The 24,571-nt window shown below is 64.3% G+C and carries 17 protein-coding genes and 2 tRNA genes; 5 read left to right on the top strand and 14 right to left on the bottom strand.

All coding sequences use genetic code 11. The features are described 5' to 3' along the window. Positions 1 to 421 precede the first annotated feature (421 nt). On the top strand, positions 422 to 577 hold the full coding sequence (locus ABEA07_RS17180) for a hypothetical protein (protein ID WP_345539351.1): 156 nt from the start codon (positions 422 to 424) through the stop codon (positions 575 to 577). Between the two features lie 128 nt (positions 578 to 705). Here the strand turns inward: ABEA07_RS17180 and ABEA07_RS17175 are convergent. Together ABEA07_RS17175 and bktB are read right to left on the bottom strand one after the other, a co-directional pair. Further along, positions 706 to 781, bottom strand: a tRNA-Lys gene (locus ABEA07_RS17175). A gap of 64 nt (positions 782 to 845) precedes the next feature. Next, the gene (bktB, locus tag ABEA07_RS17170; protein WP_345539350.1) at positions 846 to 2,030 is read right to left on the bottom strand and encodes a beta-ketothiolase BktB; all 1,185 of its coding nucleotides are present in this window, start codon (positions 2,028 to 2,030) and stop codon (positions 846 to 848) included. Between the two features lie 86 nt (positions 2,031 to 2,116). Here bktB and ABEA07_RS17165 point away from each other — a divergent pair, with 86 nt between their 5' ends. Continuing rightward, on the top strand, positions 2,117 to 2,821 hold the full coding sequence (locus ABEA07_RS17165) for an SDR family NAD(P)-dependent oxidoreductase (protein ID WP_345539348.1): 705 nt from the start codon (positions 2,117 to 2,119) through the stop codon (positions 2,819 to 2,821). Positions 2,822 to 2,866: 45 nt separating this feature from the next. Further along, complete coding sequence (locus ABEA07_RS17160; protein WP_345539346.1) at positions 2,867 to 3,196, top strand: GlpM family protein; 330 nt, start codon at positions 2,867 to 2,869, stop codon at positions 3,194 to 3,196. A 148-nt stretch (positions 3,197 to 3,344) separates the two neighbouring features. Here the strand turns inward: ABEA07_RS17160 and ABEA07_RS17155 are convergent, their stop codons facing one another. The 12 genes from ABEA07_RS17155 to ABEA07_RS17100 all read right to left on the bottom strand — a co-directional run bounded on the left by ABEA07_RS17155 (position 3,345) and on the right by ABEA07_RS17100 (position 19,739). Continuing rightward, positions 3,345 to 4,493: a Fic family protein gene (locus ABEA07_RS17155; protein WP_345539344.1), complete on the bottom strand. Its 1,149-nt coding sequence runs from the start codon at positions 4,491 to 4,493 to the stop codon at positions 3,345 to 3,347. 60 nt (positions 4,494 to 4,553) lie between these two features. Then, on the bottom strand, positions 4,554 to 6,920 hold the full coding sequence (locus tag ABEA07_RS17150; RefSeq protein ID WP_425584147.1) for a TOTE conflict system archaeo-eukaryotic primase domain-containing protein: 2,367 nt from the start codon (positions 6,918 to 6,920) through the stop codon (positions 4,554 to 4,556). A 50-nt stretch (positions 6,921 to 6,970) separates the two neighbouring features. Next, positions 6,971 to 8,344: an McrC family protein gene (locus ABEA07_RS17145; protein WP_345539340.1), complete on the bottom strand. Its 1,374-nt coding sequence runs from the start codon at positions 8,342 to 8,344 to the stop codon at positions 6,971 to 6,973. Positions 8,345 to 8,360: 16 nt separating this feature from the next. Next, the gene (locus tag ABEA07_RS17140; RefSeq protein ID WP_345539339.1) at positions 8,361 to 10,910 is read right to left on the bottom strand and encodes an McrB family protein; all 2,550 of its coding nucleotides are present in this window, start codon (positions 10,908 to 10,910) and stop codon (positions 8,361 to 8,363) included. A 78-nt stretch (positions 10,911 to 10,988) separates the two neighbouring features. Beyond that, a complete protein-coding gene (locus ABEA07_RS17135) occupies positions 10,989 to 12,932 on the bottom strand; it encodes a class I SAM-dependent DNA methyltransferase (protein WP_345539338.1) in 1,944 nt (647 codons plus the stop codon). Between the two features lie 2 nt (positions 12,933 to 12,934). Then, positions 12,935 to 13,573, bottom strand: a complete 639-nt coding sequence (locus tag ABEA07_RS17130) for a restriction endonuclease subunit S (protein ID WP_345539337.1) — start codon at positions 13,571 to 13,573, stop codon at positions 12,935 to 12,937. After that, the gene (locus ABEA07_RS17125; protein ID WP_345539336.1) at positions 13,570 to 15,978 is read right to left on the bottom strand and encodes a DEAD/DEAH box helicase family protein; all 2,409 of its coding nucleotides are present in this window, start codon (positions 15,976 to 15,978) and stop codon (positions 13,570 to 13,572) included. Before ABEA07_RS17125 ends, ABEA07_RS17130 begins: the two co-directional genes overlap by 4 nt. Then, positions 15,975 to 16,184 (bottom strand): helix-turn-helix domain-containing protein, encoded by a 210-nt coding sequence (locus ABEA07_RS17120; RefSeq protein WP_345539335.1) that lies wholly within the window; start codon positions 16,182 to 16,184, stop codon positions 15,975 to 15,977. The genes ABEA07_RS17125 and ABEA07_RS17120 overlap by 4 nt, the downstream gene beginning before the upstream one ends. Positions 16,185 to 16,242: 58 nt before the next feature. Beyond that, positions 16,243 to 16,428 carry a hypothetical protein gene (locus ABEA07_RS17115; RefSeq protein ID WP_345539334.1) on the bottom strand — a complete coding sequence of 62 codons (186 nt, stop codon included), beginning with the start codon at positions 16,426 to 16,428 and terminating at the stop codon, positions 16,243 to 16,245. A gap of 182 nt (positions 16,429 to 16,610) precedes the next feature. Beyond that, a tRNA-Ala gene (locus ABEA07_RS17110) sits at positions 16,611 to 16,686 on the bottom strand. Positions 16,687 to 16,737: 51 nt separating this feature from the next. Continuing rightward, a complete protein-coding gene (locus ABEA07_RS17105; protein ID WP_345539333.1) occupies positions 16,738 to 17,715 on the bottom strand; it encodes a GMP reductase in 978 nt (325 codons plus the stop codon). A 227-nt stretch (positions 17,716 to 17,942) separates the two neighbouring features. Further along, positions 17,943 to 19,739, bottom strand: a complete 1,797-nt coding sequence (locus ABEA07_RS17100) for a protein kinase domain-containing protein (RefSeq protein ID WP_345539331.1) — start codon at positions 19,737 to 19,739, stop codon at positions 17,943 to 17,945. Positions 19,740 to 19,971: 232 nt separating this feature from the next. On the opposite strand from ABEA07_RS17100, the gene ABEA07_RS17095 reads away from it, so the two are divergent. Together ABEA07_RS17095 and ABEA07_RS17090 are read left to right on the top strand one after the other, a co-directional pair. Beyond that, complete coding sequence (locus tag ABEA07_RS17095; RefSeq protein ID WP_345539330.1) at positions 19,972 to 22,335, top strand: UvrD-helicase domain-containing protein; 2,364 nt, start codon at positions 19,972 to 19,974, stop codon at positions 22,333 to 22,335. Positions 22,336 to 22,484: 149 nt separating this feature from the next. Continuing rightward, entirely contained in the window at positions 22,485 to 24,563 is a 2,079-nt protein-coding gene (locus ABEA07_RS17090) for a hypothetical protein (RefSeq protein WP_345539329.1), read from the top strand. Positions 24,564 to 24,571 lie beyond the last annotated feature (8 nt).

Below are 24,571 nucleotides of genomic sequence, written 5' to 3'. Positions count from 1 at the left end.
GCCTGTGCTGACCTCAACTTCTCGAACCGCCCGGTGCGGACCCGCATGCCGGGTGGTGTGGGAGGGGTCCGGTCTTTACTGACCGGCCCCTATCCCGATTTACCCGATGCCCGCCAAGGCCCTGGCTAAAGGGGAACGAGCCACTGCCTGATGGCCAATCGCGGCCCCTTGTCGTCGGCCGAAAAGTGAAAAATTCACATTTATACTGCTTTGGGGCTATATTTGCGCGTCGCGATACGAATCGGATGAGGATCAAAACCATGAAAGAGGCTCGGCAGCCGCAAGTTCTCAGAGGTGCATCGAATGAAGGGTCCAGCCCGCCGCTCGGGGAACTGTTGGCCGAGGCCGTGTTTGTCGGTGCGGTCTTCATGGCGCTCGTACTTCTGATCGTGACCTCGGTTCGACCATGACGATTTCAGCAATGAGCGAGGCTGCACCCCGGCGCCCTGCCGACTGGGCGATGAGAATCGAGCAGTTGCAGCGCCTGGCTGCCAATGAAAAGCGCGCTAATCCTTCGCCTCATCAAGAAATGCCGAAGCCGCAAGGCCGCTCCGACGAACGCCCGGCGCAGGACTGAACGCTTCCATGGCCCGTCGATGCGACATACCACGCCATGGGCTCTGATGAACTGACTCGCAGAAAAGGCGAGGCCCACGCAAAAAAAAGGCCTGCTATCCATCGATAGCAGGCCTTTTCAGTGTTGGTTGGTGGGCCCTGAGTGACTCGAACACTCGACCTACGGATTAAGAGTCCGCTGCTCTACCAACTGAGCTAAGAGCCCCTGATGAACATTGCTGTCAATCAGGCAATCCAAAGATTATAGCCTGAAAGAAAACGTCCCTTGCTCAGGCGCGTTCGAAAATGCAGGCAATGCCCTGACCGCCGCCGATGCACATGGTCACGAGAGCGTAGCGGCCCTGGATGCGCTCCAGCTCATAGAGTGCCTTGACCGTGATCAGCGCACCGGTCGCGCCGATCGGATGGCCGAGCGAGATGCCCGAGCCGTTGGGATTGACCTTGACCGGGTCGAGTCCAAGGTCCTGTGTCACCGCACAGGCTTGGGCCGCGAAAGCTTCGTTGGCTTCGATCACGTCCATGTCCGAAGCTTTCAGGCCGGCTTTTTCCAGCGCCTTGCGCGAGGCCGGCACCGGCCCAATGCCCATGTAGTTCGGGTCCACGCCGGCGAAGGCGTAGGCGACGATGCGTGCCATCGGCTTCAGCCCGCGCCGTGCGGCCTCTTCCTTCTCCATCAGCACCACGGCCGCGGCCGCGTCGTTGATGCCGGAGGCGTTGCCCGCCGTCACGGTGCCGTTCTCCTTCAGGAAGGCGGGCTTGAGCTTGGCCATGTCTTCGATCTTCGCGTTGAAGCGCACGTGCTCGTCGGTGTCGAACTGCGCGGGACCTTTGCGGCTCTGCAGCGGCACCGGGACGATCTGGCTCTTGAAGTAGCCGCCCTCGATCGCCTTCTGCGCGCGCTGGTGGCTGGCCAGTGCGGTCTGGTCCTGCGTCTCGCGGCTGATGTTCCACTTCTTCGCGATGTTCTCGGCTGTGACGCCCATGTGGATGTTCTCGAAGGGATCGTGCAGCGCGCCGATCATCATGTCCACCAACTTGGTATCGCCCATGCGCACGCCCCAGCGCGCGCTCAGCGAGGCAAGGGGAGCGCGGCTCATGCTCTCGGCGCCGCCGCCGACCGCCACCTTTGCATCACCGAGTTGAATGCTCTGTGCCGCGCTCACGATCGCCTGCAGACCCGAGCCGCACAGGCGGTTGACGGTGAGTGCCGGCGTTTCCTGGGCGCAGCCACCCTCGATGGCGGCCACGCGGGCCATGTACATGTCGCGCGGCTCGGTGTTCACCACATGGCCGAACACAACGTGGCCGACATCCTTGCCGTCGACCTTGGCGCGCGCCAGCGCTTCCTGGGTCACCAGCGCGGCCAGCCGGGTCGGCGGCACATCCTTGAGGCTTCCGCCGAAGGTACCGATCGCGGTGCGAACACCACTCACAACAACCACTTCTTTCATCACGATTCTCCGGTGCAAGGGAAGGGTCAATCATGCACTTTTCCTGCGGGGTCCTCGGAGTACGATGCCTGCCCGAAAAGGAGCCGTTGATGGACAACCAAATTTCCCCCCACGTCGTGGTGACCGGTGCCGCCGGCGCGCTGGGCCGCGCCGTCGTGCAGCACTTTCTGGATCAGGGCGCCCGCGTGGCCCTGCTCGACCATCGGAGGGAGCACCTGGTCGGCAGCTTTCCGGGGCTCGACAACTCGCAACACCTGTTGCTCGAGGCCGACGTCACCTCGACGGAGGCCATGGCCGATGCCGCGGGCCGCATCCTCGCGGCCTTCAAATACGTGGATGCGCTCGTCCACATCGCCGGCGGCTTCGAGATGGGCGAGGAAGTCCACGCGCTGAGCCGCCCCGCGTGGGACCGGATGATGAACCTCAACGCCTGGTCCTTCGTGGCGGTCACGCAGGCGCTGGTGCCGTCCATGGTCGAGCGCAAAGCCGGCAGCGTGATCGCGGTCACCGCCAAGAGCGCCGCGCGCGGTGCAGGCCAGATGGCGGCGTACATCGCTTCCAAGAGTGCGCTGCAGCGCCTCGTGGAAGCCTCGGCCGCCGAGCTCGCGCCGCACGGGATCAACGTCAACAGCATCGCGCCCAGCGTGCTGGACACGCCGGCCAACCGGCAGGCCATGCCCGACGCACGGCCCGAGAGTTGGGTCTCGACGGCGGTGGCCGCACAGACCATCGGCTTCCTGGCCTCGCCGGCCGCCGCGGCGCTGCATGGCCAGCACCTGACGCTGGATGCCTGAAGAACAAGAGGCCTCGACGGATTGCCGAGGCCTCCAAAGCCATCCATGGCCCTGTTTCTCAAATGCCTCCTTGGCGCCGGTGCCGTCCTCCTGATTGCGCTCCTGTCGAAGACCCGCAACTTCTACATCGCGGGCCTCGTCCCGTTGTTCCCGACCTTCGCGCTGATCGCCCACTACATCATCGGCACCGAGCGGACGGCCGCTGACCTGCGCGCCACTGCCGTGTTTGGATTGGCGTCGCTGGTGCCTTATGCGGTGTACCTGGCGGTCGTCTATGGGCTGGCCTTGCGCTTCTCGCTGTCGATGACCCTGGCAGGGGCGACGCTGGCCTGGTGCGCGGCAGCGGGTGTGCTGCTGCTGGTGTGGCCTCGGTAAGTTGCGCTTCGGGCAATAAAAAGCCAGGCCGTCATGGACATGAGGGCCTGGCTTCGGGATGGTTGGTGGCGGAGGGTTGCCTGGTGCAAAAGCCGCCCGTTGAGCTTACGAGTAATGCCGCGGGCGCCTGCGGGCTTGTGAGGTCTCGTCATCGGGAGAGCAGGTCCACGTACGCCTGGTAGCTGTAGACGCGGTTCTTCTTCTGCCCAGTGAGCTCGGCCAGGATGCCCAGATCTGCCAGCAGGTTGACGGCGGCGCTGGCGGTCGGAAACGTCGTCTCCAGCCGCTGGCGAACGTGCTCGACGCTGAAGCGCGGCATCATCGGCAGCAGCTCGAACAGGCGGTAGCTGATCGGCCCAGCCTTGGGAGACTCCAGCAGTCGCTTGCGGTCGGCCGTGATCAGGCTGGCCACGTCGATGATGCTGCGCTCGGCCTCCGCAGACGCAGTAGCCACACCTTCCAGGAAGAAGGACACCCAGCCCTCCCAGTCGCCGTCGCCGCGGATGGCCGACAGTCGCCGGTAGTACTCGGCCTGGTGCTGCTTGAGGTAACCGCTCAGGTACATCAGTGGCTCCCGCAACAGCCCCCAGTGCTCCATGAGTGCGGCGATCAGCAGTCGCCCGATGCGCCCGTTGCCATCCAGGAAGGGGTGGATGGTCTCGAACTGGGCGTGGATCAGAGCGACCCTGACCAGCGGCGGCAGATCGGAGTCGGAGGCATGGATGAAGCGCTCCAGGTCCGTCAGCAGATCGGCCACTTGCTGGGGTGGTGGCGGCACGAAGGCGGCGTTGCCCGGTCGCGTGCCACCGATCCAGTTCTGCGAGCGGCGCAGTTCGCCGGGCTGCTTGCCAGCGCCGCGCGCCCCATCGAGCAGCAGCCGATGCGCCTCGCACAGCAGGCGAACGCTGATCGGCAAGCCCTGCGGGTCGCGCAACTGCCCCTGCACCCAGCGGAAGGCGCGCAGGTAGTTGGTGACCTCCTCGACATCGTTGGTGTTGCTGACCTTGAGGCCCGCCTCCTCGTCGAACAGGTCGGTCAACGTGGCCTGGGTGCCCTCGATCTGCGAGGTGAGCAGTGCCTCCTTGCGGATGGCGCTGTAAAGCAGCCATTCCACCGACGGGACCAGGCCCGACACGCCGGCCAGGCGCGCCAGCGCCAGTTCGGCATGCCGGTTCAGGTCGACGAAGCAGGTCGGGGCCAGCGTCGGGTCAGCCGGCGGCAGCGGCCGCGGCACGAAGGCGCGGACCGACTCACCCAGCGTGGTCGAGATGGCATAGGTGCCGGTGTTTCGGGGCATTGAAAGCGTGCTTTGATTTCTCGCCTTCAATTAAAGCACGCTTTATTTTGAGCGCCAGTATCAAACCAGGCTTTCATACGATGCAGCCTCGGCCTCGATCCGATACCCCATCGCCCGGTAGCCGCGCTGGCGCTTGTCCCACATCCGTAGCAAGGCCGGATGGCCGGTGTCCACGAAGTCGATGATCCGCACGTCGGTCTTGCTGGCGTGTTCCCGGTGCAGACGCCCAGCGTACTGCTGCAGCGTGCCCTTCCAGGACACCGGCATGGCGAGCACCAGCGTATCCAGCGGCGGGTGGTCGAAGCCCTCGCCGACCAGCTTGCCCGTCGACAGGAGCACACGCGGCGCGTCGGGCGGCAGAGCATCGAGGTCTGCCACCAACGCTGCACGCTGCTTTCTCGACATCCGGCCATGCAGAACGAAGGGCGACGGCTCCAGGCCGCCGAGGGCCGCATCGATGGCGTCGAGGTGTTCCGTGCGCTCGGTCAGGACCAGCACCTTGCGGCCCTGCGCGAAGGCATCGCGCACCTCGGCGGCGATGGCCTCGGTCCTGGCCTGATCGTTGGCGAGATATCGGAACACGTCCTGGATGCCGGCATCCTGCGGCAGATCGATGCGAGCGTGGCAGGCGCGCGGCACGACCTCCAGATCGTGCGGCGCTCCGGCCGGAGTGGCCGCCGTGTGGCGGATCGGCCCGCACTGCATGAAGATGATCGGCTGCTGCCCGTCGCGTCGGACCGGGGTCGCCGTCAGGCCCAGCACGAATTTCGCCTTGGTCCGCTTCAGGATCGCGTCGAAGGAGACGGCGCCGACGTGGTGGCACTCGTCGACGATCACCTGGCCGTAGTCCTCGACCAGCGGGTTTACCTCGCCCTGGCGGGACAAGGACTGCATCACAGCGATGTCGATCCTGCCGGTGGGCTTGGCCTTGCCGCCGCCAATGGTGCCGACCACACCCTTGCCGACGCCCAGAAACGCCTGAAGCCGCTCCTGCCACTGCTTGAGCAGTTCCGTGCGATGCACCAGCACCAGGGTGTTGACTCCCCGGCGCGCGATCATCGCCGCCGCCGTCACGGTCTTGCCGAAGGCGGTCGGTGCACACAGCACCCCGGCATCAAAGGGCAGCATCGCCGCGATGGCAGCCTCCTGGTTGGGACGCAGACTGCCGACGAACGACACGTCCAGCGGCTGGCCGCCAACGCGTTCGTCCCGCAGGTCGCAGGCGATGCCGTTCTCGCGCACCAGCGACAGGGCAGCATCCAGGCACCCTCGGGGCAACGCGATGTGCTGCGGGTAGTTCTCGGCGCAGCCGATGACACGCGGCTTGTCCCACACCGACATCCGCATCGCCTGCGCCTTGTAGAACTCGGGGTTCTGGAACGCTGCCAGCCGGATCAGGCGGTTGGCCAGCGCCTGCGGCAGTTGGGCCTTCTCGAAATAGATCAAGTTGGCCAGCGTCACGCTCAGTGACTTCGGCATCGGCCCGGGCAGCTTCTTGGTCGAAGTGCTCTCGCGCTTCCACGGCGTTGCCAGGTCTTCGTCGTCGATGAAGGTGACGCCCAGCGGATGGACGCCACCCGTCGCCCGCAGGATGGTCGGCTCGATGTCGTGCGCGGCCATCGGCTGAATGGAGGCCAGGAATGCCCATTGGTCCGGGTAGGGGCGCAGATCAGCGTCGACGAAGACGCTGAATCCCTGCTCTCTGGGCCCCTTCTGCAAAGGCAAGGCAATCAGGTTGCCGAACCCACCTTTGGGCATCGTGTCCTGGTTCGGGAACAGCCGGTCGTAGGACGTGAGCCGGAGCTGCCGCGTGCGCGCGCAGGTGTGGCTGATGATGGCCGTGCCCAGGCGGCGGGCATCACGTGCTGACACCCGACCGGCGAAGAACACCCAGGCATGGGCGCCCTGACCGGAGCGCGAAATCTCCAGCGCCGCCGGCACGCCCAGCTCCGCGCACGACTGCATGAACGCCCGCGCATCGTCCCGCCATTCGGCCTCGTCGAAGTCGACGGCCAGGAAGTAGCAGCTGTCGTCCTCCATCAGCGGATACACCCCGACCGTGTGATCGCCGGCCAGGTGCTTGTAGATCACGGCGTCCGACAGCGGGATGAGCAGGCGATTGGCGCAGTCGCCGCACTTGATGCGCGGCTTCTCGCACATGCCGGCGCGCCACTCATTCGCACAGGCCGGCGCGTAGCCCGACTTGCCGGTGGTCTTGCTCTCCCATCGAACGGGGAACACGTCAGTGCGGCCGCGGAACAGACGTCGGAAGAGCGCGACCTTCTCGTCGGTAGACAGCCTCGATGGCTCGACGGGCGGAGTGGCCGGCTGCGGGCGCGCACGCCACTGGATGCCGTGCGACTCGAGCAGTGCGATCAGGCGGGAGTTCTCGGCGCGCAACGCCGACAGTTCAGCGCTGTCGACCATCGTGCCGGCGCTCATGAATTGGGGCGTCTGCCGGATCGATGCAGAACATGTCATGCCACTTGAAGTTGCGCCTCAGACGGGCCATCCGGCCGGGCAATCGCCGGCTTTCCCTGTCCCGCCGAAAACCAGACATTGAGGCTGCCGCAGGTCGGAAGGACCAGCACGCGCTCACGCAGGCAGAACGGCAGCACCCACAGTCGCAAGCCCTTGGACTTCGGGAAGTCGAACACGGCCAGCGCTCGGTCGAAAGCATCGGTCCTCGGATAGATCAGTACCACGTCACCCTGACCGTCCAGGTAGCTCTGGCCGTAGGCGTGCAGTTGGTAGAAGTCGCCCTGATCCAGTCCGTACTTATCCGCGCCCGTCGCCTTCCTGTCGTCGAGCAGCTTCCACTTCGTGTCGAGAACCATGCGGTTCTTGCCCGCCTCATGGACGAGCAGATCCGGCTTCAGGCGAAACCAGTCCTGCTCCAGATGCCGGACCAGCGAGAAGCTGCGCGCCTGCGATCGCAGCGTGAACGGGTGCACCAGCTGTCGAGCGAGATGCTTCGCGACGTAGGCTTCGAACACCGCCTCCATCGGAAACAGCAGTGACGGCGCCCGATGACCGCCCGCCCCGGTGAGCGGCGATTCATCTTCCAGGATCGGCCTCGCCCATGCCAGTGCATCGGCGTAGTGGCCCATACCGCGATCCAGCCGAATCCTGGAGAAGTCCAACGCCGGTCTCTCAGACTGCGGCACCTCGGCAAACACGAAGCACAGCTCACGCGCGAGTTGCTGATGCGCCTGCGCTGCCGTCCACGACAGGGCGCGACGAAGCGCGGCGTGCAGCAGCCGGTTCTCAGGCCGGTTGGTCGAGAACTCGTCGAACTCCGCAAAGAAGCGGTCCTGTCGGCACAGGTTCTGCCGCAGGTGCATGGCCATCTGCAGCTTGCCGCGCAGCGCGAAGATGTTGTCCTGCCGCAAGCGATAGTCACTGCGCAGGCCTCGCTTGACGATGTGCTCCACGGCGCGCAGGAACTCGCCGATGAAGACCTCCAGCAAGGGCATGCGCGTCGCCACGAGCTTCGCGCTGTCGGTCTGGACGTGGCGAAACCCGCCCAGGCAGCGCAGCATCTCGATCAGCAGCCGGCGAGCCTGTGCATCACCACCGCCGATTGACATGCCGACCTTCGGCAGCACCTCGATCTGGAATCCATCCGGCGCACGGATCACGCCAACGAAGCTGGTGACCTGAACGGCCCTGCGACCGCGCCGCTGCGTGACACGCACCCATGCCGATTCGCCCGCCTCGGCGGCGCGCAGCGCCTGCGATTCCAGCCAGGTGAAGACGCTGGGCGGCACCGGGTGCAAACCACCGGCATCGGACGCACCGGGCGCCATCGCCACCAGCGCCTCGAACTCGTAGATCGTGATGCCGGCCATACGCCCGCCTCGACCCTCAGGCGGTCGCCTGGTAGATCGCCATGTACGCCAGCGGCTGCAAGAACGCCGATTCCTGCAGGCTGTACCGCCGCTTGGTGGCGTAGCTGTCGAGCCCGTGGTCATTGCCGAACAGGGTGGACAGGTCCTGCTCGTGGTCAACGCTCTCGCGGATGAACTGGATCGCCGGGTCGCCCTTCTGGTTGTCCGCCAGCACCAGACGAATCTTGCGCCAGTCTTCGAAGAAGTACTCCTCCAGCAGCGGGACGATGCGGTGGCGGAACGTGGCGGCCAGGGCCTCGAACCGCGGCAGTCCGTCTTCGGAGTCTGCGAGGCCCGTGAAGTAGGCATGGCCGATGCAGTGGTCGCGGTCGTACAGCGCCTCGATGCGCTCATTCATCCGCTGCAGCAGCAAGCGGATATCGATCACCCCCGCATCCGTCGTCACTACGAGCGCAGCCAGCGGCGCACTGTCCGGGTCAGCGGGATCCTTCTCGGCGCGCGTGTCGGGCATCAGCGGCACGAACTCGAAACGGCGACGCAGGGCCGTGTCCAGCAAGGCCAGCGAGCGATCCGCCGTGTTCATCGTGCCGATGATGTCCACGTTGGCGGGCACGGAGAACTTCTCCCCCGAATAGGCCAAGGTCACTTCCGTGGGCGGGGCACTGCCATCGAGCGGGTCGCGCTTGTCGGCCTCAACCAGCGTGATCAGCTCGCCGAAGATCTTGCTGATGTTGCCCCGGTTGATTTCGTCGATCACCATCGCGAACCGCTGATCGGGCGACTGACGCGCCTTGCGGCAAAGCTCCTTGAACACGCCCGGGCGAATCTCGTAGGCCACTTCGCCTGCCTCCGCCTCGCCGGCCAGCACCGGCCGCAGGCCCTCGACGAACTCCTCATAGCCGTAGGACTGGTGGAAGGTGACGAAGCTGTAGCGCTGCACGGCGCCGGCGTCTTGCTGCCCCTGCTTGAGTTGTTCGACGAGCGCGATCAGATCCGCGCAGGCCTCTTGCCAGTCACCGGCAAACTGCCATACCGAGTCCACCGTCTTGTCGAACACGGCTGGGCTCAGGCGCTTCTTCATCTTGACCGTCGTAGACTCGTCCACGGTGTGGTTCTGCAAGGTACGCCAGAGCGTCTGTCGCACATTGCGGTTTGACCCATTGGCCGCGGTGATGGCCTGGATGAATCGGTGCGCCGCGATGTCCGCCACCTTGGCTTTGCCGCCGAGGTCATACAGTGCGGCGGCGGCGCCCTCCCACCACTTGAGTACGGCGATCTTCTCGGCGATGAGCTGGCTTTGCCAGGCCTCGGTGGAGATCGATTTCGCCGGCTGCTCGTAGTCGCGCTTGAGCAACCGGGTCAGCGTGTACGTCTTGCCGGTTCCCGGTGGGCCGTAATAGATGCAGTTCACGCAGGTCGCGACGGGCTTGCTGGCCGTGATCGGCGTCGGCACCTGCGCTGGCGCGGGCGTTTGTGCAGCGCCGGTGTCGAGACTGGCCGCCTCGATGGGTTCACCGGCCAACGCGGCCAGTTCCGCCAAGTCCGTGCCGAAGTACGGCTTGAGCAAGGTGGACTCGAACTCGGGCAGGTCGTGCGCACCCACCTGCCAGAAGGTCGAATTGCCCTGCGGCGACCATCCCTTGGAGTTGGCGGTGTAGCGATCCGTGCGCTGGGCAGGCTTGAGCACCCGATAGCTGCGCTGCAACCAGCCATCGCCTTTGGAACAGGGCATCGCGGCGGACGTGAACTGTCCAATTAGCTGCGGACTGTTGCCGTGGCACAGATGAAACAGCGCGCCGACGGGAGCCTCCGCGAAGTCCTTACCCTGTTTGCCCTTCTGCTGAGCGCCAGGGCCCGGCGCGTTGGTATCGCGGTGCATCACCGCCCAATGGCCGTCCATGTACTGCTGACGCTCGGCTTCGGTGAAGTTGGGCGGGTTGCCATGTGAGAGCTTCGCGATCGCCAGGTTCTTCTTGCTCCACGCCTCCCACACTTGCCGCCCGAATTCCAGGATGCCGAGGTCGGCAGGCCGCTTTGCCAGCGTCGCCTTCTGCAGCGACGCCATGCTCTGGCTTGCGGTGCCGCCGACGAATACGGCTAACGGCGCCCGCTTGAAGATGTCCACGATCACCGGCGTCTGCCGGTCTTGGTAATGAAAGGCGATCTTCCACTTGAAAGCCTCGCCCAAGTGATCGAAGCCCTCGATGCCAGCCAAGTCGCCTTGCGCTGCGAGCTCTGCCACCTGGCAGACGTACCCACGCACCTTCTCAAAGGCTTCCTCGGCCGAAGCGCCGAGAGACGAGTACCAGCCGTGGGTGTCGGAGTAGCTCAGTTTGGCGTCGGACTTCTTGTCCTCGGTGTCTTTGCGCGAGAACACCCCGAACTTGAACGACGACCCGCCCCAGATGCTGCCCATCTCATCGAGGCGCGACTCGATCCAGTACGTGAAGCTGTCCTTCGACCCGGCCTGGCTGTAATCGTCCAGCGTCATCGTGGCCAACCGCGTGCGCGGCCAGACTGCGAGGAACTCATCCCAGAGGACGTACTGCTGTTGGAAGTCGCTCATTGGCGCTTCTCCGCAATCCGCATCCAACGCGTGAGCTTGGAAATCACCAACTTCGTCGCCATACGCATTTGCTCCCCGTCAGTCCTGCACGACTTGCGCATCGGCCTTCAGCAGCGCGCCCAGCCGTGCCAGCGCCTGCGCCACGATTTGCCCCTGCGCATCGATGCTGGCGATGATCTCGGCCGGCGTCCGATCGTCCACCGTGGTAACCGCGTTCGGGTTGACGGCTTTCAGATCGAATGCCGCCGCATCGATGGCCGCGGCCTGTGCTTCCAGGTCCCGCGCCGCCTTGTCCTTCTCGCGGATCTGTGCGTCGTGCGCTTCCAGCGCGTCGTCGGCCGCCTTCTCCTTCTTCAGGCGCTTCAACTGCTCCTTGAGGTCTACCACCTCGGCTTTGAGCTTGGCCGCACCGTCGAGCAGAGGCTGCATCTCCTCGCGCGCCTTGGCGCGGCGAGCGGCGAAGTCCACCGTCCAGGACCAGCGGCTTTCAGCCTCCGGCGTGCCGCGCCGCGCCAACTGGCGGGCGTAGCTCGGGAAGGGCTTGCCCGCGTTGGCTTCATCGGCCTGCCAGTCCGCCAACAGCGCAGCGGGCAACGCGGCATCGTCCAGCACCGTCCCATCCGGAGCGAAGCCGAAGTGCGCCAGCGTGAGCGGCGTCTTCTTGCCCACCTTCACCTGCGATAGGTCGTAGTACCAGATGCGCTCGGTGTTGCGGCCCTTGGTGAAGAACAGCAGGTTGGTCTTGACGCCCGCGCCGGCGGTGGAGAACACGCCGCCCGGCAAGCTGAGGATGGCCCACAGCTCGCACTCGTCCACCAGCTTGCGCTTGGTCTCGACGAAGGCGCTCTCGTTGGTGCGGAACAGCAGGCCCTCGTCCAGCACGATGGCGCAGGTGCCGCCCGGCGCCAGTTCGGCCAGGATGTCCTGCACGAACAGCACCTGCGTGGCGCTGGTCTCGAACGCGAAGTTCTTCTGCGCGTCCTTGCCCTCCTTGCCGCCGAAGGGTGGGTTGGTCAGGATCACGTCGAACTGCTTGGGCGCCTTGTCGAACAGCGCCCCGTAGGTGGCGCGCCGCGTCAGCGAATTGCCGTGCCACAGGTTGGGCTGGTCGATGCCATGCAGCACCAGGTTGGCCAGCGCGATGGGGAACACCAGGTTCTCCTTCTCGCGGCCGAAGAAGGTGTCGTGCTTGAGCGTGTCGATGTCGGTGCTGCGCGCCTGCGCCCCCAGCTTGCGGTTGATGTGCTCGTAGGCGATGGCCAGAAAACCGCCGGTGCCGCAGCAGGGGTCGTACACCGTCTGCCCGAGTTGGGGGTCCACCGTGTGCACCATCGCGCGGATCACCTCGCGCGGCGTGAAGAACTGGCCGCCGTCGGAGTTCTTCTCGCCCATCTTCAGCAGCAGGTCCTCGTACACCTGCGACAGGGTGAAGAAGTGCTGGTCGTCGATGTGGTCGACGCTGATCTCGTGCACCTTGTCGAGGATGTCGCGCAGGTTGGTCTCGGAGTCCACCCGCACGCGCTCCACCGCCGTCATCGTGCGTCCGATGATCCGCTGCTTGGGTGTAGCGCCGGGCATGGGCAGGCCCGTGCGCGGGTCCACGTCCAGGCTGTGCAGGTGGGGCAGCAGTTCCTTGTTGATGAAGTCGAACAGCTTGCCGTCGCCGGCCGCGAACAGTTCCTGCCGCTTCCAGCCGAAAGGCTTGCCCTCGGGCGTCTTCGGGTGCCCGGGCTTGTCGGATTCGTTCTTCGGCGGGGGCGCCGCCCAGTCCTGCCAACGGTACGGCGCGCGCAGCGCGGGCGTGAAGCTCGCGCCCACGGCTTCGGCCTTCTCCTGGTCGCGCAACTCCTGCGCGTCGAGGATGCGCAGGAACAGGATCCAGGTCAGCTCCGGCACGTACTGCAGCGCGCTCGCGCAGTTAGAGCGGCGCATCACGTCGCAGATGCTCTTGACGAAGGCCGAGAGAGATTGCGTGCTGGCGATGGCCTTGGGGGCTTTGTCGGTCTTCTTGGGTCGGGCCATGTTCAGTTCTTGAAGGCCTGCCCAAACACCATGGCGGGCAATGCCTCGATCTCACGCAGTTGAGCTTCTGCCGCAAGCCGAGCGGTCTTTACCTCGGCAAGTTGTGCCTTCAGGCAGGCCGCAATGCGGCGTTGTTCGACGACGCCTGGGGCACAGAGATGGAATGCTTCCAGCAGCGGCATGTAGATAGTCTTGTGAGTCGCGCCGGTAGCCAATTCACGCAACCTGGGACGAGAACAGATCAACGCGTACATCAAGTATTCGGGATCAATATCCTCCCCGCACACCCAGTTTGCGAAGTCCTGACTTGTTGCCATCGGCTTGGCCATGATGGCCACGAAGCCCACCGAGGCTGTCCGCGAAAGGCAGACTGTCCCCCTCGGCAGGATGCGGGCGGCCGAGTTGGCGATACCCTGTTCGTTAGTGCGCAACTGGGTGCTTTCGACCCATTGACCATCGAGAGCGCGTATCTCGGTTAGTGACAGCCAAGACACGTCGCCACCCCACCAGTCTGGACGAAGGCGACTCGGGGTATGGCCACTTTCTAAACGCGCAGCTTCGTTTAGCTTGAGCCATCGCCAACCGAGCGGTGGTTCATGCAGGTCCGGCGGAATAGCGATCGGCCAAGTGAGCTCGTTCATACTCCAAACAACCTTCTTTTGGCGTCGCGCATCACGTCCGTGGGCTTGCCGAGCACACGCAGTGCATCCAGTCCGCCAGCCACTTTGATCTCCGGCACTTCCCACAACGCTGGAGTCTCCAGCGCATCGGTGCCCCCCGCCGCGAACTGGTGCCCCAGCCCCTTGAGCACGATGGCGGCCTTGGGGTCCATGCCGTCGAACCACGGCCGGTGGCTGCGGATGAACAGCTCCCCGCGCTCGGGGCGCCGCAGGGCGCGGGCGTGGTAGCCGTGGTGGCCGAAGAAGTCGTAGAGGTCGAAGTCGGTCATCTGGTCGATCTCACGGATCACCTCGGGGCTGAAGTTGTCGCCCAGCAGATGGTCGATGAGGCTGCGGCGCTTCTGCGTTTCGATCCACAGCGCGCGGAACTCGTCGAGGTTGTTGGCTTCGGCGATCACGCGCTGGATCACCTCGCGCCGGTATTCGTCCACCGGGATCGGCGTGTCGCGCCCGTCCCGGCGGCTGAGGATGAAGCGGCCCTGCGCGTTGATGCTCACGCGCTGGCCGCCGATTTCGCCCACGGCGGGGCCGTCGTCGTCACCGCCGTCGCCGCCGCTTCCGCCGTCACCCCCACCACCGCCGCCACCCGGTCGCGGCGGCTTGGTGATGAAGTCGGTGCCGAACAGGCTGGTCACGTCGGTGTAGTCGTAGAGCCAGAACTTGTACTTCTGCGTCTCTTCGTGGATGCGCGTGCCGCGCCCGATCATCTGGTAGAACTTGATCGGCGACTGCAGGTAGCGGAAGAACACCACGGCGTTCAGCCGCTCGATGTCCACGCCGGCCTCCAGCAGGTCCACGGTGCAGGCGATGAAGGCGCGCTCGCCCGAGCCGCGCATCGGCTCGATCATGTCGGCGCCGTTGTTGGCGCCGCCCATGCACTTGAACGCATAGTGGTCCTTGGGCGTGTGGCCGCGCGCCTTGCACCAGCGCACGTACAGGTTGTTCATGTGCTGGGCCACGCGGTCGGCATGGATCTCGCGGGTGCAGAAGATGATGACCTTCTGCTCCGGCCCGCCGTTTTCGCACAGCAGATCGAACAGGTCGGCGCACATCTTGGGGGTGCGAAGTTCGATGAACAGCTCGTCGTCGAAGTCCTTGCCGGTGTACTCGTCCTTCGTCAGATCCTCTTCGGTGAGGAGCTTGCCGGTCTTGATGTCCCTGACGCTGGCGGCCAGGATATCTTTCTTGGTGAAGGTGGCGCTGTCGATGCTGGCCTTGCGCTTGACGATCTCGCAGGCGGCCAGATAGCCGTCTTCCTGCGCCTGGATCAGCGTGTACTCGTACACCGGCTCGCCGAAGTACTGCCGGTTGTTGGCCGTGATCTCCTGGTCTTCCTTCGAGGCCTTGTCGGACTCTTCCAGCTTGCGCGGCGTGGCGGTCAGGCCGATGTGGATGGCGCTGGGGTTGCGCCGCAGCACCTCGGACCAGCGGCCCCAGGCCGAACGATGGCACTCGTCGATGATGATGACGCTGAAGGCGTCCTCGCCGTAGTGCTCGGTCAGGAAGCTGGCGAAGCCCTCTTCATCGTCCAGGCCCAGCGTCTGGTACGTGGCGATGTGGATGCGGGCATTGGCCGCCGCGTTGCTGCCGCGCTCGGTGCGCACGATGCGGGCGTTGTCGCCGAACGCGGCCTTGAGCTTGGTGTAGGCCTGCTCGCGCAGTTCATCGCGGTCGCACAGGAACAAGGCGGGCTTGGGTAGTTGCCCGGCCTGCGACAGGCGCCACAGCAGGTTGGTAGCGATGATGGTCTTGCCCGCGCCGGTGGCCAGCGTGAGCAGCACGCGCGGCGGCTTGCCGGCCTGGCGGTCGAGCAGGATCTTCTCGAACGAGGCCCGGATGGCAGCGTCCTGGTAGTAGCGGCTCTGCGACCAGGCTGCGCTGTCCGCCTGGAAGAGCATGGCGGACCCGGGCTGGGTGAGATCGATCCCGGTGTCTTTGTAGTAGCGCGCCGTCAGGTCTGGGTGCGATGGGAAATCGCAGAACTGGACGGGGCCGTTGATCAGTTCCGTGAAGCGGTCGTACTCGCCGTACCGGTGGCCGTTGGTCGAGAAGACGTACTTCACGTCGAAGCGCAGCGTGTCGGCGTAGCCGCGCGCCTGCTGCATGCCCTTGAGTGGGTCTTCGGCTTCCTTCTTGGCTTCGAGCACGGCCACCGGCATGGGCTTGGGCGCATCACCCACCTTCACGCACAGCAGGTAATCGGTGCGGCCGGGGCCCTTGCGCCTGCGGCCCTTCGGACCCGTGGGCTCCACGGGCGGCGGGGTGAGCACGGTTTCCAGCGTGATGTGGTCGCGGCTGACGTAGCCCTTGTCCCGCAGGACCGGGTCGATGAGGTGATAGCGGGTGTCCGCCTCGTTCATGCTCATGCAGCCCCTCCGGATTGCTGGTCCTTGCCTTCATCGGCGCCCCCTGCGCGCACCCAGTCGTCCACCTCGGACAGCTTGAACTTCCACAGACGCCCGACCCGGTGCGCCGGCAGCCCCCGGTGTTCCCGCCAGCGGTAGACGGTGTCCTTGGCCACGCCCAGGTGTTGGGCGACCTGCTCAACGGAAACCCACGGTTCTGTGGTCATGGCGTCCGCGCTTGCCAACTGGAAGCGCCTCAAGTGGATTAAACCGGATGAAAGTCTATCAGCGGAAAGATGCTCTCCCAATCTTGGCTTCGAGGCGGAACAGCGCGTGAATCGTTGCATCGCGATCAACCCGGAGACTCCGATGCGCCACACCGATCTCCGCGCCGCCTATGCCACGCGCACCGCGCAGATCCACGCCAAGCTGGCGCGGCTGCAGCAACTGGCCAACGACCACTTCGGCCACGACCCCGACGCCGTCCACTGGGGCCACGTTGGCAACTTGGGGCGGGTGGAGCAGGCGCTCGACGATCTGCTGGCCATCTTCGGCGCGTCACACCGCCGCAGGGCACCGCATCACGCCGCACCGCCAACACGCGCGATTCGGGCAAAAAGAAAGCCAGGCGAGACGCCTGGCTTCTGGATTGGTGGTGGAGAGGAGGAGGATCGAACTCCCGACCTCCGCATTGCGAACGCGGCGCTCTCCCAGCTGAGCTACCCCCCCAACGCGACGCGAATTCTATCGCATTCGAGTAGCCCCGATGCGATCTCCGCCTTACATGAGCAGGTGCTCGCCGGCGTTGTCGCCGCCCAGGGTCACGTAGTTGACCTTGCGGATGTCCAGGAGCTTGCGCCCGCCCGCGTAGCTGATGGAACTCTGGATGTCCTGCTCCATCTCGACCAGTGTGTCGGCCAGCTTGCCCTTGATCGGTTCGAGGATGCGCTTGCCCTCGACGTGCTTGTATTCGCCCTTGTTGAAGTCGCTGGCCGAGCCGTAGTACTCCTTGAAGAGCTGCCCGTCGACCTCCACCGTTCTGCCTGGCGATTCCTCGTGGCCGGCGAACAGCGAGCCGATCATCACCATGGAGGCGCCGAAGCGGATGCTCTTGGCGATATCGCCATGGTCGCGGATGCCGCCGTCGGCGATGATCGGTTTGGTCGCAACCCGGCCGCACCACTTGAGCGCCGACAACTGCCATCCGCCGGTGCCGAAGCCGGTCTTGAGCTTGGTGATGCACACCTTGCCCGGGCCGATGCCCACCTTGGTCGCGTCGGCGCCCCAGTTCTCCAGGTCGATCACCGCCTCGGGCGTGCCCACGTTGCCCGCGATCACGAAGGCGTTGGGCAGGTGCTTCTTCAGATAGGCGATCATGTTCTTCACCGTGTCGGCATGGCCATGGGCGATGTCGATGGTCACGTACTCCGGCGCCAGCCCTTCGGCGACCAGGCGGTCCACCGTTTCGTAGTCGGCCTTCTTGACGCCCAGGGAGATCGAGGCGAACACGCCCTTGGCGTGCATGTCCTTGACGAACTTCAAGTTGTCCAGGTCGAAGCGGTGCATCACGTAGAAGTAGCCGTTCTGCGCCAGCCAGGTACAGATGGTCTCGTCGACCACCGTCTTCATGTTGGCCGGAACGGTCGGGATGCGGAACTTGCGCCCGCCGAGCGTGACGCTCGCGTCGCATTCGGAGCGGCTTTCCACCACGCACTTGCGCGGAAGAAGGAGGATGTTGTCGTAGTCGAAGATCTGCATGAAACCAAGCTCCTGGAAGGGTCGTTGATGAACGAGTGAGCGCTTGGTCTGGCCGGTTCTCACGCACTGTTTCATGAGGGAAACGGGCATGAAAAACCGGGCGCAAGAAACTTGGGCCCGGTGCGCGATTCTAGTGAGGCGGCGCCGAGTGTGCAGACCCGTACGCAAATACCGCCCATGCAAGAGGATGAATGAACGGTTTGCCGCGGCGCTCATCCGCGCTTGCCTCAGGCCTCGATCAGCTGACTGCCAGGAGGCTCGAGGATCAACTGGCGCGCAGCGATCAATGCTTCGTGGCTCTGGTTCACATAGGGCGCGATCGACGGGTGCTTGAGCACGGTCGTGAGCGAGGGCCGGTTGGAAGGATCCGGATCAAGCATTTGAATGATGAGCTGGTGCAACGGGTTGTCCATTTGCAAACCAAGTTGCTGGAATCGACCGGCTTTATCTTTTGCGACGAACTCGTTGATAAGCTTGACGGCGGCAACAGACTCTGGGGGCTCGTAGGGGAAGGGCAGAAGACGTCCGGGGTTGTCGATCAACGCCCCGTCGGTGAACCGAGGCGAGTTGAATTGGTAGAGGATCACTCCCAGTGACCAAATGTCGGCCTTGAAGGAAATCGTTCCCGGTACTTTGAGCCCGTTGACGAGTTCCGGGGCGCTGAAGTCAGGTGAGTCGGTCGGGCTCTTCATGGTCTGCGCCAGCGACCCTTTCGAGGTGCCAAAGTCGCAAAGTAGAGGCGCGCCGTCCTCATCGATGATGTAGTTTTCCGGCTTGAGATCGAGATGCATGACGCCATTTTCATGGGCCGCCTTTGCTCCCTCGACCATTCCCACAAACATGGACATGAGCGTAGCAGCCGCTGCCTGGTCTCTGCCACGTCTTAGGAGCTTCAGCAGAGCCTCCATGGCATCGCCGTGGGGTGCGTATTGCAGAACCAGCATGGGGCCGGTTTTGCTGTTCTCTACGATCCCCAAGAGGTCCACAACGTGTCGGTGGTCGCCCATCGTCGCTTGAGCATGGACTTGCGCTTCCTTTCGCACCTTCTCCGCGGCTCTCGCGTCGTTGTCTATTGACGACTTTCCTACCACCGCGTAGTCGCCGCACCTGTAGAGATAGGCAACGGCGTTTCCTCCGCGACCCAGAGGTTCATCGTCACGGACATAGTTTCCGCCGGGCCCTTTGAGTGTTTTCTCGTCGATGACTTTGAACGGAGCCAAGCCCTGCATCGCAGGGCAATCCAGCACCATATCGCCGCCGCGTATCAACGTGACGAGATGGTCGATGAGGTATCTGTCGTTCGGGCTTCCGAGCGCCTGCTTCGGCGTGGCATGGTTCCAGATTTCGGCGAACTCCAAGGCCTTCTCGACTTCTTTGTAGGCGATTGGGCTCGTGCCAAGTTGGTTCAGATCGAGAGCCGCCGTTCGTTCGATGAAGTCCAGGAAGCCGGCAATGGACTCGCCTGTGAAACGTGGGCTCACATTTTTTTTCGCCATCAGGTTTCTGATGAGAATTTCAGCACTCCGCGTGGCCAACTTTGTCGCTGCACCCTTGATATGTGCATTGAATTTCAGTTGCTGTTCGGCTTGGGCTTCCTCCGCCTTGGACATGGCGTCAAGCAGCGCGTGAAGATCCTTCGCAGCGACGGAGTCCCGCTCCAATATTTGGGCCCGCACCTCTTCGAGTTTGCTTTTGACGAGGGGACTCCTTGAGGCACCTCTACTGTTGGCGACATCTTTTTCGAGCCGGTCTACGACAACTCTTGCTGAAGTCTTTCGATTCTTGTACCGGCCGTGTGCTTTCTCCCACAGGCGCTGGGCCCGCTTAGGTTCTGCCCACGTCTTTGCATAGATGACTGTTCCCCGCCCCTCGAACCCGATGCGCGCCGTGGATTTTTTATCCAAGCCCAGTTGTTGAACGGTGTCGCTGGGTGGGCCCGATAGGTGCGCTGGACTGTTCTCGGTTTTCGGCGTTGCTTCGTAGAACTTGACTTGAGGTTTGAGGGCTGCGGTAGCTGGTCGCATGGCTGAGAACTGAAGATTGATGAACTTTGAGTGACATTTCGCAGAAATTGCTGATCTGCTATGCGATCCAGCGATTCAGCCAGTTCACAAGACAGGTAGGGACCTTGCTTTCTGCCGTGCCACTTCCCGCGCAAGATGAGTGGCTGATTGCCGGAAACAATTCCGCCTCCCCGCGATGCGCGTGGCCGGCGCGCCGTTGAACCGTGCAAAACTGCAGTTCCTACAATGCACCATGCAGTCCGACCACCCCGCGCCCGCTTCCTCTTTGTTGCAGAACCTCAACCCCGAGCAACTTTCCGCCGTCACGCTGCCCGCCGGCAATGCCCTGATCCTCGCCGGCGCCGGTTCCGGCAAGACCCGCGTCCTGACCACCCGCATCGCCTGGCTGCTGCAGACCGGCCAGGTCTCCGCGGGCGGCATCCTGGCCGTGACCTTCACCAACAAGGCCGCCAAGGAAATGATGGCGCGCCTGGGCGCGATGCTGCCGGTCAACGTGCGCGGCATGTGGATCGGCACCTTTCACGGGCTGTGCAATCGCTTCCTGCGCGCGCACTGGAAACTGGCCGGGCTGCCTTCCACCTTCCAGATCCTCGACACGCAGGACCAGCTCTCGGCCATCAAGCGCCTGATGAAGCAGTTCAACGTCGACGAGGAACGCTTCCCCGCCAAGCAGACGCAGTGGTTCATCGCCGGCGCCAAGGAAGATGGCCTGCGCCCGCGCGACATCGAGGCGCGCAGCGAGGACGACCGCAAGAAGGTCGAGCTCTACCAGCTCTACGAAGAGCAGTGCCAGCGCGAAGGCGTGGTCGACTTCGGCGAGCTGATGCTGCGCAGCTACGAACTGCTGCGCGACAACGATCCGGTGCGAGAGCACTACCAGCGGCGCTTTCGCCACATCCTGATCGACGAGTTCCAGGACACGAACCGCCTGCAATACGCCTGGCTCAAGATGCTGGCCGGCAACACCGTCGAAGGCCGCTTTGTCCCCGGCGACACCAGCGTGCTGGCGGTGGGCGACGACGACCAGAGCATCTACGCCTTCCGCGGCGCGCGGGTGGGCAACATGGCCGACTTCGTGCGCGAGTTCGAGGTGGCGCACCAGATCAAGCTGGAGCAGAACTACCGCAGCTACAGCAACATCCTCGATTCCGCCAACACGCTGATCAGCCACAACAAGAAGCGCCTGGGCAAGAACCTGCGCACGGACCAGGGCCCCGGCGAGCCGGTGCGCGTTTACGAATCGGTCAGCGATTTCGCCGAGGCGCAGTGGATGGTGGAGGAAATGCGCCAGCTCGCCCGCGACGGCATCGAGCGCAAGGAGATGGCGGTGCTCTACCGCAGCAACGCGCAGAGCCGTGTGATCGAGACCGCGCTCTTCAACGCCGCGGTGCCTTACCGTGTGTACGGCGGCCTGCGTTTCTTCGAGCGCGCGGAGATCAAGCACGCGCTGGCCTACCTGCGCCTGCTGGAGAACAAGGACGACGACACCAGCTTCCTGCGCATCGTCAACTTCCCGCCGCGCGGCATCGGCGCGCGCAGCATCGAGCAGTTGCAGGATGCAGCCCGTGCCGCGGGGCGCTCCCTGCACGATGCCGTGAACGCGGTGGGCGGCAAGGCGGGTGCCAACCTCTCGAGTTTCGTCGCCAAGATCGACGTGCTGCGCGAGCAGACCCAAGGGCTGTCGCTGCGCGAGATCATCGAACTGGTGCTGCAGCACAGCGGCTTGATCGAGCACTACCGCAGCGAGCGCGAAGGGGCCGACCGCATCGAGAACCTGGAAGAACTGGTCAACGCCGCCGAGAGCTTCGTCACACAGGAAGGTTTCGGCCGCGATGCGGTGGCCATGCCGGTGGACGAACTGCGGCAGTCGCCGGCCAGCCAGGGCCTCGATCCGAACCGGCCTGTCATCGACGAGCCGTTGGCGCCCGATGCCGAGACCGGCGAGACCATGAGCCCACTAGCGGCCTTCCTCACCCACGCCGCGCTGGAATCCGGTGACAACCAGGCCCAGGCCGGCCAGGATGCCGTGCAGCTCATGACGGTGCATGCTGCCAAGGGCCTGGAGTTCGACTGCGTCTTCATCACCGGACTCGAGGAGGGCTTGTTCCCGCACGAGAACTCGATGTCCGACTACGAAAGCCTGGAGGAAGAGCGCCGGCTGATGTACGTGGCCATCACGCGCGCGCGCCAGCGCCTTTATCTGAGCCACTCGCAGACCCGCATGCTGCATGGCCAGACCCGCTACAACACCAAGAGCCGCTTCTTCGAGGAGCTGCCCGAATCGGCGCTCAAGTGGCTCACGCCCAGGAACCAGGGCTTCACGCCATCGGCCTTCGGCTACGGCGGCGGCTACGCCAGCACGCGCGGTGGCGGATACGGCAGCAAGGAGGTCTTCGCCAGCCCGCCCGTGCCGCCGCAGAAGGCTGCGCCTTCGCATGGCCTGCGCTCGGGCATGCAGGTGTTCCACAACAAGTTCGGCGAGGGCACGGTGATGGCGCTGGAGGGCAGCGGCGAAGATGCGCGCGCACAGATCAACTTTCCGCGTCATGGCGTCAAGTGGCTGGCGCTGTCGGTGGCAAAACTGACGCCGGTGTAGGAGCGAGCGCAAGCACCTGTTGACCGACCGCTGGCCGGGCGGGAACCCGGTTGGAGGGGGAGTTACTCAAGACCGCAAAGTGCAAGCTCCGGGGCAGTCGTCCTCCGGCGAACCTTGCATGTCTCGAACCCTCCCCGGAGCCGACCGCCATGTATCCCACCTCCGACAGAACCAGAACGTCCCGCAGTTCTTCCTCAAGCGAGGAACAGCCAGCGAAGCGGCAGAAGCCCACTCCCCAGGAACTCCCGCAAAGTGAATACGCCCTGTCCGGCGGTCCTTCCGTCGGCGCTCGCCTTTCCAGCTTTGCACAGCAGATGCCTCACACCGGAACTGTCTGGGCCACTCAGTTGCGTGCCTTGCTGCAGCATGTCCGGACGGCCGCGGACATCCAGGACTGGCTGGGCGCGCTGTCGCCGTCCTTGTGCAAGGAGCACCCGGACTTGCCGATGCGCTTGTCTGCACGGCTCGGCACCTTGCTGGGGGAGTTCACCCTCCAAGAGCTGACGAAGTGCGTCACGACTTGCCTGGACAAGGCGTGGGCCGCGAGTTCGTCCGCGACCCAGGCGTCGAGCGCATGGAGCCATCTTTGCGCCGCGCTTCACTGCCTGTCTCTGCCCGCCATGAATGCGTTCCTGGACTGCCTGCACGATCAGAAGAATCGTCAGCAGCTACCCGGCAATGGCCCGTCTTCTATCAATCACGTCACGGCGGTCATCGGGCACATGGCCAATCTTCCCGCCCTGGGGTTCGGCACCGTGGTCGTACCCATCGCCGCCCACCCTCCTGTGCTGGGGGACAACGAACTCATGGTGATCGATGCAGGCGCGCAGCGGCATGCGATCCAGGCGCCTGGCAGCAACGGGCCGATGAAGCTGAACCGCGAGATGCTCAAGCTTGCGATGGCGCACCTGCTTCACGCGGAGGGCGTCGACTGGATGCGACCCGAGGCCGTTGCCGATATCCACCAGGAAGATCTTCAAAAGTTGCTCGACCTCGCGCTGGTCGACAAGTATTTTTTTGACTGTTTCAGCCCGATGCTGGCCAACTATCCATGGCTTCAGAAGGAAGTGCGGCTGCGCGGCGAATTGACGTTGGTCGACCCGCAACAGCTCGAACGTCAGATAACCAAGCTGATCGTGGGATTGGTGGACATACCCGCGCAAACCACCGCATCGATGGTGTGCACACCCGGCGTGGCGCAGCGTCGTCTCGACATCGTTTTGCGGGCGCTGTTCTTCGGAGTGTTCCAGAATGCCGCCGGGGGCGTCGACACGGCATTGCAAAGGGTCTATGTGCAGCTGCGTGATCGGGCGACGCTCCAGATGGTGACTCTCCACCAGGGGCAGTCTCCCAGTTTCGCCCAACACCTGGAACTGACGACGCTGCCCCTGCAATTCATGATCACGGCGTATCGAATGCTGGGCTTGGGGCCGCAGCCGTATCTGCCCGTGATGCAATGGATGGGTGGCCAGCATTTGCTGGCCTTCCCGCAACACGTGCAGGCGCTGACGCTGATCAGCCTGCTGTCGGTTCCTTTCGACCCGGTGTCGAGGAACTGGCTACGTGGCCGTGTGGACGCCCTCATGGCCGACCCGGACTCCTGGCCGACGCCGCCTCACAAGTGGTTGCTCTACCAAGCGTCCAACCTGGACGACATGCTTGCTTTGATCGAACCCGCACCCAGGCCGTCTGGCTTGCAGCAAGATGCGGCCGCGATGGCGGGCGAGCAGGGAGCGGCAGACAAGTTCCTTGCAATGCTTCAGCAGCACCATGGCGTGAACGACGAGGTCCTCCTGATCGACGACCCGTTTGGCGAAAACTACGTCCCCTGGACCGTGGCCGAAATTCGCCTGCTCGCAGCCCTGTGCAAACGTGCGGAGGCGTCGAACGATTGGAAGCCGCCGGCGCTGGTGGATTGCCTGGTGCATCTTCTGCGCCGGCACTGCCTGCTGTGTGCCCCCGGCCAAAGGTTCGCGAGTCCGCATTTCATGATGAGCTTCCCGCTCGACACGGTTCGCGCCGCTTTTTTTCGTTTGACGGCCCAAGAGCAAGGCGCGATGCTGATCAGGGTCTATTCCGATGGCGAGCCTCAGCTGCAGCTGATCGGGATCTTCGCCGGGAATCAGGATATTCCGGCGTCCGATCGCCAGTTCACCCTGCGGACGATCTCGGCACTCTGGGATCAGGGCCCAGAATGCAGGAGCTTGGTCAATACCTTGGTGGCTTGACTGCGCGG

The sequence above is a fragment of the Variovorax defluvii genome, assembly GCF_039541515.1.
Taxonomy (GTDB): domain Bacteria; phylum Pseudomonadota; class Gammaproteobacteria; order Burkholderiales; family Burkholderiaceae_C; genus Variovorax; species Variovorax defluvii.
The sequence above is the reverse complement of the archived record's forward strand: the minus strand, read 5'-3'. Positions and strand labels throughout refer to the sequence as shown.

Coding starts and splice junctions, on each gene's coding strand:
- ABEA07_RS17090 (WP_345539329.1), top strand. CDS start 22,485: ATGTATCCCACCTCCGACAGAACCAGAACGTCCCGCAGTTCTTCCTCA.
- ABEA07_RS17140 (WP_345539339.1), bottom strand. CDS start 10,910: ATGAGCGACTTCCAACAGCAGTACGTCCTCTGGGATGAGTTCCTCGCA.
- ABEA07_RS17150 (WP_425584147.1), bottom strand. CDS start 6,920: ATGGTCGACAGCGCTGAACTGTCGGCGTTGCGCGCCGAGAACTCCCGC.
- ABEA07_RS17165 (WP_345539348.1), top strand. CDS start 2,117: ATGGACAACCAAATTTCCCCCCACGTCGTGGTGACCGGTGCCGCCGGC.
- ABEA07_RS17130 (WP_345539337.1), bottom strand. CDS start 13,573: ATGAACGAGCTCACTTGGCCGATCGCTATTCCGCCGGACCTGCATGAA.
- ABEA07_RS17125 (WP_345539336.1), bottom strand. CDS start 15,978: ATGAGCATGAACGAGGCGGACACCCGCTATCACCTCATCGACCCGGTC.
- ABEA07_RS17135 (WP_345539338.1), bottom strand. CDS start 12,932: ATGGCCCGACCCAAGAAGACCGACAAAGCCCCCAAGGCCATCGCCAGC.
- ABEA07_RS17105 (WP_345539333.1), bottom strand. CDS start 17,715: ATGCAGATCTTCGACTACGACAACATCCTCCTTCTTCCGCGCAAGTGC.
- ABEA07_RS17145 (WP_345539340.1), bottom strand. CDS start 8,344: ATGGCCGGCATCACGATCTACGAGTTCGAGGCGCTGGTGGCGATGGCG.
- ABEA07_RS17155 (WP_345539344.1), bottom strand. CDS start 4,493: ATGCCCCGAAACACCGGCACCTATGCCATCTCGACCACGCTGGGTGAG.
- ABEA07_RS17180 (WP_345539351.1), top strand. CDS start 422: ATGAGCGAGGCTGCACCCCGGCGCCCTGCCGACTGGGCGATGAGAATC.
- ABEA07_RS17120 (WP_345539335.1), bottom strand. CDS start 16,184: ATGACCACAGAACCGTGGGTTTCCGTTGAGCAGGTCGCCCAACACCTG.
- ABEA07_RS17160 (WP_345539346.1), top strand. CDS start 2,867: ATGGCCCTGTTTCTCAAATGCCTCCTTGGCGCCGGTGCCGTCCTCCTG.
- ABEA07_RS17100 (WP_345539331.1), bottom strand. CDS start 19,739: ATGCGACCAGCTACCGCAGCCCTCAAACCTCAAGTCAAGTTCTACGAA.
- ABEA07_RS17095 (WP_345539330.1), top strand. CDS start 19,972: ATGCAGTCCGACCACCCCGCGCCCGCTTCCTCTTTGTTGCAGAACCTC.